This window comes from Streptococcus sp. HMSC070B10 (assembly GCF_001808665.1).
Lineage (GTDB): Bacteria > Bacillota > Bacilli > Lactobacillales > Streptococcaceae > Streptococcus.
Genome location: NZ_KV794152.1, coordinates 502,645 through 511,963, shown reverse-complemented (window position 1 = coordinate 511,963; position 9,319 = coordinate 502,645). Strand labels below are relative to the sequence as shown.

Genomic DNA, 9,319 nt, shown 5'->3' with positions numbered 1-9,319 from the left:
TTATAGTTGGAGAAAGTCATCAAGGATTTCCTTTTATTTTATTTTTTATATATACATTATTTTTAAGTTTTGTTTTAGGACTTCTTTATCGTCAAACGAAATCTGTGGGGTACTGTCTATTATTTCATGCGTTCGCAAATTTGTTAAATCTCTATTTTGTGTTAAAAATTAATGTTATTTTTATCATCATTTTTATTGGTTATTTGATTTATACGATATTAGCAAGTAATAGAATTAGTAAGGAAACAACATTTTAAAATTTAGATCAGGATATCCATTATTGAAAGTAACGATTTGCTAATTAGATGATCTATGTTAGAGAATTATCTATTATAATTTAAAGTAGAGTGATGAATGTCGTTTCTTTTGAAGTGGCGAAAATCTTTCCGTTCCACAGTATCATTCTAAAATGATTTTTACTGCCTTTTGTTTGTTAGTATAAAAGAAAAATATTATCATATGTGGAGGCGGTAGTTTTGATGTCAAAAGTTGCAACCAGTGAATAAATGAAGTGTAGAAAATAAAGGCTTGTTCAATTCAATATATGATGAATTACCGGCACCCAAACCAAAGAAAAAGAAATAATTAAATTAGAAGTAGTAGGTGAAATGATGAGAATCGGAGTTATTCAAGCAAGTTCGCAAGCGACTAAAAATCAAATAATCTATGATGCTGTATTAAAGTATGCTCCAAAGAAATCTGAGGTTATAAATTTTGGCTGTACGATGGAAGAAAATGAAAAATATTCGTATATAGAGATTTCTATTCTTGTAGGTATCTTGTTGGCAAGTAGGACAGTTGATTTCGTTGTTACGGGCTGTTCTTCCGGACAAGGAATGATGCTTGCTTGTAATAGTATGCCTGATGTCATTTGCGGGTATGCACCTACACCGAATGATGCCTATTTATTTGCTCAGATTAATAATGGAAATACGATATCATTACCATTAGGTGAAGATTATACATGGTCAGGTACTGAAAATCTTGAAAGAACCGTAGAAGCTCTTTTCTCGGAGCCATTTGGGCAAGGCTACCCCAAGAGCGAGGCAGAGAGAAAGGTAAGAGATGCCGAGAAACTTAAAGAAATAAGAAGAATCGGGCAGGTTCAGTTTGAAGAATTCGCAAATGTACTAGATATATCATTGTTTGAATCAATTAAGAGGAAACAGGATGTAATTCAAAATGTAAAGGCGTATGGGAAGAAAGAAATAGCTGATTTAATGAAATGAGTAAATCACAGTTTGTCGTTTTAACGATAACCTTATGCTATTGTCAAAAGGTTTATAGACATGTTCCCGCATACATACATGTTCACTTGGCATACATAGTGTTCACTCGTTTTATGTCGAGTGTGTGGTACTGCTTTTAAGAGCTGATTGAACAAGGAAAATTAGCTAATGAAAGTCCTACAGTAAGGAGTTTAAACATGAAATTCCATGAATTTGGGGATAAGAATTTACCTCCTATCTTACTAATACACGGTGGCGGCAGTTCTTGGTGGAATTATCTTCGTCAAGCACGGATCTTGTCGGTGGAGTATCGTGTCATTCTACCCACCTTGAATGGCCACGGCGAAGAATATCAACTTGATTATGTTTCTACTGAAGATTCTGCTTTGGAGATTCTAGACTATATCAAAGCAAACTGTGGTGGGAAATTGTTTGCGATTGGTGGTGTTTCACTTGGTGGTCAAATTGCCATGGAACTTTTGTCTTTAGACAGTGAAATTGCTGAGAAGGCCATCATAGATGGAAGCCTCTGTATTCCTCAACCAAGTTTAGCTAAAATCAGCATCTTTCTAGTGTCTCTATTTGGTAAACTGATGTTCAATAAATTCTCTTGTAAACTTCAGTTAAGCATGATGAACAAACTCTATCCTAAACTGGCTTATCCAGAGGAAATAAAAGCTTATTATTTGGAAGATTTGCCAAGGACGCCTGTCAAAACATTGGTGACAATTTACAAAAACTATATGGGATGTTACAAGCTGAAAGATATGATTTCTGCTAGCAAGGCTCAGGTTTTGTATATCTATGGTGAAAAAGAATTGAACTGTGTGAAAGAATCAGCGAAATTATTTCATCAGCTACATTCAAATACAATTTGGTATGAAGCAAAGGGGTATAACCACGGTTATTTATCAGCTTACCTGCCTTATGAGTGGATTGATTTGGTGGTGCCATTTTTAAAGAGTGATTCATTAGAAATGTGTAACGAATCCGATATGCCATAAAGAGGTATCTTATGCTAGGAGCAATTATTGGAGATATTGTCGGCTCTGTTTACGAAAGGAACAATATCAAAACGAAGGATTTTCCTTTATTTCTTGAGGATTGTTTTTTCACGGATGATACGGTAAGTCCGAACCGTTGAATGTGTAAGCTTGTTAGTGAAACGTAGCTAATCCTCAAAATAAAGAAACTAAAACTCCATTATTTTGATATGACAACCTAAATTGGTTTTAAGGAGGTGTTATATTGATAGAAAGCAGACCTGAGTTTGATAAAATCGCATCCTTTGATGAGTTCAAAAAATACTATTGGTACCGTGATGAACTTTCACAGATATGCAAGTCATTAGGGCTTGAATATAGGGGTACTAAACAAGAACTCAATCATATTATTGAGCAGTACTTTAAGGGGAAGTTGATTAAAAAATCATCAATAAAAAGGAAAAAGAAACAAGTAGAAGTCGTTGCCTTAGATACGCCCTTACTTGAATGTGGATTCTCCTTTAATGCAGACTTTAGAGAATATTTCTCAACTTTAACAGATGTTTCGCCCTTTAAATTTACTGCTGATATGGCTACAGCTTGGAGAAAAGTAAAAAGAGAAAATGATTTGAGTTTTACAATCCAAGATATGCTAAAAGTTTATTATGGAAATTCAGATTATGCCAAGTATGACCATTCAGTTTGTCAATGGAATCAATTTTTAAAGGATTTCTGTGCAGACGAAAATAGTCGTAATTACTCAAACAAGTTAAAAGTAGCTTCTATTCTTTGGAAAGAAGTTAGAAATTCAAAAGCTGAAAAAATTTATTCAAAGAATCTTTTGACTGAATATGCTGATAGAATAAAAGAGTATGGTAAGGTAGTTCAATAGAAGTGACCTCATTTTGATATTTTTGATTTGATTGCTGTTGACTTAGCTGAATTAAAGCAGTATCTAAGTTTAAAGTAAGCTACAATCATTTTAAGCGATTTTGAGCAAGTCAAGGATATTTTTTCTGAAGACTGAGTAAGTAGTGAGCTAGTGTAAATTTACACAATCTATTTGTCTTTTTAAACGGATTTATATAATAAAAAAATATGGAGGATATTTTATGATACAAGTAACTGATTTTATTAATAAAGTAGATATTAAAGATAGTGATAATGTCAATTGTGAATTTGAAGTACGTAAAAAGGCAATGGATTTTTATAAGAAGTATCCTTTTTATGAGGAAGATGATTGGGAGATTATTAAGTTTCAAAACTCAGTTAATCAATATAATGATTTAATGGATGCCCAAAAATATAATGAGATTGAAGCATATAAAGAAAAATCAGAATCAAAATATAAGGGAGCTCATTTGCTTGTCAATAAATCGAAAGGTATTGCACTTACGGGTGACATCCTTACTTCAATCACTGTTCCGTATAAAAAAATTACCAATGTTGAACCTAGCTTGAAAGGTGGTAAAGAAATAAAAGATGGGATATTAGAAGGTGATTTAGAAATACCACATGGTTTAGAACCTTATTTTAAAGCTTTTGCTATTGTTTACTATTGGTGTGGAAATATGATGCCTACAGTTGGGAATTTTATACCAGGACCACATGGGGGAGATAACTGGCTTCTAAAAATGGATACAATAATTGACTGTCATACACCTGATGCTAATCAAAACTGGAGAGATTGGATTAAAGAAAGCTGGGGAGAAGATCTAAACAAATTCATCACTGATTACTATTTTGAAGATTGTTTTGAAAAGAATACTTTAAACATTAAGTATATTGTACGAGAATCTGATCCAAATTTTAATACAGCTAATTGTATACCAAACATTTCTTCACTAAACAATGAGAATATGAAAAATCTTCAAAAAAATAATAATAAATTAGCAAAAGAATTTTTAATCAATCATGTAAAAGTGATTATTCAAAGAAGTTACCGAATTGAAAATAAATTTCATGGAGATTGGAAGAAAGAAGAGGAGGACGAGGTAAAAGAAATTATTAAAGAAGTTTTCGTGCGAGCTGGATTTAATGGTGGACAGATTAATAAAATGATTTCTTTATTTTAGATAGGTAACTGACAATATTTTGGAGCTATTCGTCTGATATAATCTGCTAATCTTTACTTAAACTATGTTTTATATGCTTGAAATTCTTAGTAAACTCTTTGTCTATGTTTTTATGAATCAATCCTCAGTACGTCATATTTCTCTTTTCTATATTTTCATTGTATAATAGGGTTACATTTAATTACATACGACGAAATGTAAACATTTCTATTTAAAAATTAAGGAGTATTATCAATGAAAAAGGCAATGTTAATTATCAACCCTACCTCTGGTGGCGAGAAGGCTTTGGATTACAAAGAAAAGCTGGAGAATAAAGCAAAAGAATACTTTGAGCACGTAGAAACCAAAATTACCGAAAAAGCGCTGGATGCAACACATTTTGCTGAAGAAGCTTCTCGTGAGCAGTACGATGCAGTGGTTGTTTTTGGTGGAGATGGGACTGTCAATGAAGTCATTTCGGGTATTGCTGAGAGAGACTACATTCCTAAGTTAGGGATTATCCCAGGCGGTACGGGTAACCTCATTACGAAACTGTTGGAAATCAATCAAGATATCGATGGCGCGATTGATGAACTCGATTTTGATTTAACCAATAAGATTGATATCGGAAAAGCAAATGACAACTATTTTGGTTATATCTTTAGTATCGGTTCTCTGCCTGAGGCGATTCACAATGTCGAAATCGAGGACAAGACAAAATTCGGTATTTTAGCCTATGCTGTAAATACCATGAAATCTGTCATGACGGATCAGGTCTTTAACATTAAGGTTGAGACAGAAAATGGAAATTATGTTGGTGAAGCTAGCCATGTTTTGGTTCTCTTGACAAATTACTTCGCTGATAAGAAAATCTTTGAAGAAAACAAAGACGGCTATGCTAATATTTTGATTCTGAAAGATGCTTCAATATTCTCTAAATTATCCGTTATTCCTGATTTACTAAAAGGGGATGTTGTTGCAAATGATAATATCGAGTATATCAAAGCGCGTAATATTAAGATCTCTTCAGATAGTGAATTGGAGTCAGATGTTGACGGCGATAAATCGGATAACCTACCTGTAGAAATCAAAGTCCTAGCTCAGCGAGTAGAAGTATTTTCAAAACCGAAAGAGTAGAAGGTAAAAATTAGTTTATTATTCACAACGAAATTAAGTTCTATATCAACGATTGGAGGAGGAATGAATTCTCTATTTGATGAATTTCGAACAATTTGTTCTCATTTAAACCAAGTAGGAATCACACCGACGCTCATGGGGTCTTTGGGGTTTGAATACAGATCAAATGAAGAATGGAGGCCGTCTGACATTGACATTCATGTGCCTGGTGATCCTAGAGGTTGGGAAGCACCTGATCAACTCAGAATTTATGAGTGGGACAAGATAATGAAAGTGATGAAACACTTAGGCTATGCCTTAATAGATATTCATGAGCATGAATTCAAAAAAGATGGTCTGAGTGTTGAATTCGGAAGTATCGATTCTTTACCTGATTTTGCAGGAGTTTCAGAATCGGATATAGAGTTGATTCATCTCGAAAACATCACTTTTCGTGTTCCAAGTTTGGAACAGTTTTTAAGTATTTACAAGGCTTCTTCCCAAGATTCTTATCGAAATGAGCACAATAACAATAAGGATTTTAAAAAGATAGAGTGGCTGGAAAGACAGTTGTAAATCATCATTTGAAAAGTAGTTGGTTGTAAGGCTGGCTGCTTTTTTATTTATATAGTAATCCGAACCAAAAATAGTACATGATGTGCTATAATCTTCTTATGGCATATTCAATAAAGTTCTTGGCTATTGTGAGCGAACAGGTAGTATAACAGAAGCATCACACGTTTTCCAAATCTCACGTAATACTATTTATGGCTGGTTTAAGCTAAAAGAAAAAACAGGAGAGCTAAACCATCAAGTAAAAGGAACAAAACCAAGAAAAGTTGATAGAGATAGACTCAAAAACTATCTTACTGACAATCCAGACGCTTATTTGACTGAGATAGCTACTGAATTCGGATGTCACCCAACTACCATTCACTATGCTCTTAAAGCTATGGGGTACACTCGAAAAAAGAACCACACCTACTATGAATAAGACCCAGAAAAAGTAGCCTTATTTCTGAAAAATTTTAATAGTTTAAAGCACTTAGCACCTGTTTATATTGATGAAACAGGATTCGATACTTAGTTTTATCGAGAATATGGTCGCTCATTAAAAGGTCAATTAATAAGAGGTAAAGTATCTGGAAGAAGATATCAGAGGATTTCTTTGGTTGCAGGGCTAACAAATGGTGAGTTAATCGCTCCAATGACTTACGGAGAGACGATGACGAGCGACTTTTTTGAAGCTTGGTTTCAGAAGTTTCTCTTATCAACATTAAACAAGCCAGCAGTTATTATTATGGATAATGCAAGATTCCATAGAATGGGTAAGCTAGAGCTCTTATGTGAAGAATTTGGGAATAAACTTTTACCACTTCCTCCCTACTCACCTGAGTACAATTCTATTGAGAAAACATGGGCTCATATCAAAAAGCAACTCAAAAAGGTATTACCAAGTTGCAATACTTTTTTGAAGATCTTTTGTCTTGTTCTTGTTTCAATTGACTATATAATCGAGAGCAACTAAGAAGCAGTAAAAAAATATTATACGTAGAATAATCAAGATTAGGAAGATAAAATGACAGAAATTGATAAAAGGAATTTAAAAAATTACCTTTATTGTACATTCGAAATTACTTATATAGCTTGGTGGCTTCTTGCCCTATGTACACAATCTCATATTTTGGGATTAGATACGTTTATAGGGAGAATATTACATATAGTTGGTGCACTTGGACCAGCTATTGCAAGTGGCTTTTATTTGAAAAGGAATAATATAAAATTTAAATATTTTGTATTTAGTAAGAAAGAAAATAGTAGTATTTATTTCATTATTCATTTGTTAGCAATTTTGATACTATTTTCTGTATCTTTCTTAGAATTAAATGGAGTATCAATTTATCTGATGCCATTATTCTTTATACAACTAATTTTTTTGGTGGTGGACATGAAGAATTAGGATGGAGAGGTATATTACAACCGTTACTTGATAAAAAATATACTTATTGGCAATCTAATTTGATTGTAGGATTAATTTGTGGGATTTGGCATCTGCCTTTATGGTTTATAGTTGGAGAAAGTCATCAAGGATTTCCTTTGTTGTTGATTAATTCCCAACAGCAAAAATTATTGAAAAAATATCAAATGGTAATATTATTGAATTTGTGAGTCAAGATACATCGGGGTTGAAGAGATGGTTGTTGAGTCAAGCGGAATCCTTAAGGGTATTGTCTCCAAAGTCGTTAATTGATGATGTAAAAACTATTATTAAGAGAATGTAAGAAAATTACATTGACTAAAATTAGAAAAACATTTGATAAATTGATATCTTGGTTAATTATTTATGTTATAATAATATTAATAGTTTATAGAACTTAAAAGTGAAAATAATTGAAATAGGTGATTAAAAATGGGAATTTTAGAGAAGAAAATTGAAGATTTAAGAGGTCTTAAGTTCAACGTTCCATCATATCAAAGAGGCTATAGGTGGACTGAACATGAGGTTACAACTTTATTAGATGATTTTTATAATCATAACGCTGAGTATAAATATTGTCTACAACCATTAATCGTAAAAAAAGTTGCTGATGGCACTTACGATGTTGTTGATGGACAGCAAAGACTAACTAGTATTTATATATTTCTTAAATTTATGTCTGCAGAATTTAATAATGGTCGTAGAAGAACTAATCAATATGATTATTTTGATTTAGAGTATGAAACCCGAAAAGAGAGTGGAAACTATTTAAAGAATTTAAATTTTGATACGTATGAAGAAATCGAAAATATGGACATTGATGCTAGTCACATCAGTAAAGCCTTTGAAGCAATAGATAAATGGCTTGATCGCGAAGAAATAAACTCAAATAATGCTTTGAATGATATTTACAAGATTCTTACAGAAAATGTATTTTTTATTTGGTATGAAATTGATGAATCTGAAGACCCTATAAAGATTTTTACCAAAGTTAATATTGGTAAAATACCGTTAACAAATGCTGAACTGATTAAAGCTTTGGTACTTGACAAAAATAATTATAAAATAGGAGATGAGAGTGATAGAATACATCGTTCTATTGCATGGAATCAAATAGAACATAGACTTCAACAGGATTCTTTTTGGCAGTTTTTGACTAATAATGAAGTTTATGATACTAAAATAGATTTTCTTTTCAATTTACTTATACTTGGGAATTCTGAGGTATATAGAGTTGACAAATACTCCACCTTCTATTCATTATATGAAGAATACAAGAGGGCAGAAAATAAATCAGAGTTTATATCAGATTTTTGGTCAAAAGTTCAAATACTATTTGAAGAATTAAATAATTGGTACTTAGATTTAGATAAATATCATTTAATTGGTTATCTACTTTCTTTAGATAGTAAAAATCTAGATAGAGTATTTAAGGCGACAAGAGACAAGAAAAAATCAGAAGCTTTCGATGAGTTAAAAAAATTAGCATTTGATACTATTCCTGAAATTGATTCGCTAGGCGAATTAGTATACGGAGATAAAAGAATTAAAAATGTATTACTACTATTTAACTTAGTTACTTTGATAAATAAAAGTGAGAAACAGTATCGTTTTCCGTTTGATATTTATAAAACTCAAAAGTGGGACATTGAGCATATTCATGCTAAAGCTGATGAAACGGCAGAATCTGATGATGGCTTAGGGAATCTAACTTTACTAGACGCTAAAACAAATCGCTCATATCGAGATAGTCCATTTGAACAAAAAAGGAAAATTATTATAGATGTGGATGCTAAAGGTCGTTTTGTTCCAGTTTGTACTAGAAATATATTTTTGAAAGTGTATAGTGGTGAAATTGAAAATTTTGAGGTTTGGTCAGACAATGATAAAACTGATTACATTAAGGCAATGAAGCTTGAATTTAATAAATTCTTTGGCAATGACGGGGAGAAAATATGA

Annotated in this window: 9 protein-coding genes and 3 pseudogenes; all 12 read left to right on the top strand. The window is 32.2% G+C overall.

From position 1 onward, the window contains the following. Positions 1–257: CPBP family glutamic-type intramembrane protease (locus tag HMPREF2613_RS10920; RefSeq protein WP_148129933.1), on the top strand; the 257-nt coding region annotated here is incomplete at its 5' end. A 351-nt stretch (positions 258–608) separates the two neighbouring features. Next, positions 609–1,229, top strand: coding sequence for an RpiB/LacA/LacB family sugar-phosphate isomerase (locus HMPREF2613_RS04120; RefSeq protein WP_261673962.1), 621 nt, complete (start codon positions 609–611; stop codon positions 1,227–1,229). A 197-nt stretch (positions 1,230–1,426) separates the two neighbouring features. Beyond that, the gene (locus tag HMPREF2613_RS04115) at positions 1,427–2,233 is read left to right on the top strand and encodes an alpha/beta hydrolase (RefSeq protein WP_049515265.1); all 807 of its coding nucleotides are present in this window, start codon (positions 1,427–1,429) and stop codon (positions 2,231–2,233) included. An 11-nt stretch (positions 2,234–2,244) separates the two neighbouring features. Next, positions 2,245–2,373, top strand: a complete 129-nt coding sequence (locus tag HMPREF2613_RS10915) for an ADP-ribosylglycohydrolase (protein WP_024058058.1) — start codon at positions 2,245–2,247, stop codon at positions 2,371–2,373. Positions 2,374–2,477: 104 nt separating this feature from the next. Then, on the top strand, positions 2,478–3,104 hold the full coding sequence (locus tag HMPREF2613_RS04110) for an SAP domain-containing protein (protein ID WP_070479187.1): 627 nt from the start codon (positions 2,478–2,480) through the stop codon (positions 3,102–3,104). A 220-nt stretch (positions 3,105–3,324) separates the two neighbouring features. Beyond that, positions 3,325–4,287 (top strand): hypothetical protein, encoded by a 963-nt coding sequence (locus HMPREF2613_RS11725; protein ID WP_261673961.1) that lies wholly within the window; start codon positions 3,325–3,327, stop codon positions 4,285–4,287. A 234-nt stretch (positions 4,288–4,521) separates the two neighbouring features. Continuing rightward, on the top strand, positions 4,522–5,403 hold the full coding sequence (locus HMPREF2613_RS04100; RefSeq protein WP_070479185.1) for a diacylglycerol/lipid kinase family protein: 882 nt from the start codon (positions 4,522–4,524) through the stop codon (positions 5,401–5,403). 63 nt (positions 5,404–5,466) lie between these two features. Continuing rightward, on the top strand, positions 5,467–5,958 hold the full coding sequence (locus HMPREF2613_RS04095; RefSeq protein WP_070479183.1) for a phosphoribosylanthranilate isomerase: 492 nt from the start codon (positions 5,467–5,469) through the stop codon (positions 5,956–5,958). An 80-nt stretch (positions 5,959–6,038) separates the two neighbouring features. After that, positions 6,039–6,888 (top strand): annotated as a pseudogene (locus HMPREF2613_RS10910) (IS630 family transposase). Between the two features lie 73 nt (positions 6,889–6,961). After that, positions 6,962–7,488: pseudogene (locus tag HMPREF2613_RS04075) on the top strand (type II CAAX prenyl endopeptidase Rce1 family protein); the annotation flags it as partial. A gap of 5 nt (positions 7,489–7,493) precedes the next feature. Continuing rightward, positions 7,494–7,664 (top strand): annotated as a pseudogene (locus HMPREF2613_RS10905) (WYL domain-containing protein); the annotation flags it as partial. Between the two features lie 128 nt (positions 7,665–7,792). Continuing rightward, entirely contained in the window at positions 7,793–9,319 is a 1,527-nt protein-coding gene (locus HMPREF2613_RS04070; RefSeq protein ID WP_070479180.1) for a DUF262 domain-containing protein, read from the top strand.

Coding starts and splice junctions, on each gene's coding strand:
- HMPREF2613_RS04115 (WP_049515265.1), top strand. CDS start 1,427: ATGAAATTCCATGAATTTGGGGATAAGAATTTACCTCCTATCTTACTA.
- HMPREF2613_RS04120 (WP_261673962.1), top strand. CDS start 609: ATGATGAGAATCGGAGTTATTCAAGCAAGTTCGCAAGCGACTAAAAAT.
- HMPREF2613_RS04095 (WP_070479183.1), top strand. CDS start 5,467: ATGAATTCTCTATTTGATGAATTTCGAACAATTTGTTCTCATTTAAAC.
- HMPREF2613_RS11725 (WP_261673961.1), top strand. CDS start 3,325: ATGATACAAGTAACTGATTTTATTAATAAAGTAGATATTAAAGATAGT.
- HMPREF2613_RS04070 (WP_070479180.1), top strand. CDS start 7,793: ATGGGAATTTTAGAGAAGAAAATTGAAGATTTAAGAGGTCTTAAGTTC.
- HMPREF2613_RS04100 (WP_070479185.1), top strand. CDS start 4,522: ATGAAAAAGGCAATGTTAATTATCAACCCTACCTCTGGTGGCGAGAAG.
- HMPREF2613_RS10915 (WP_024058058.1), top strand. CDS start 2,245: ATGCTAGGAGCAATTATTGGAGATATTGTCGGCTCTGTTTACGAAAGG.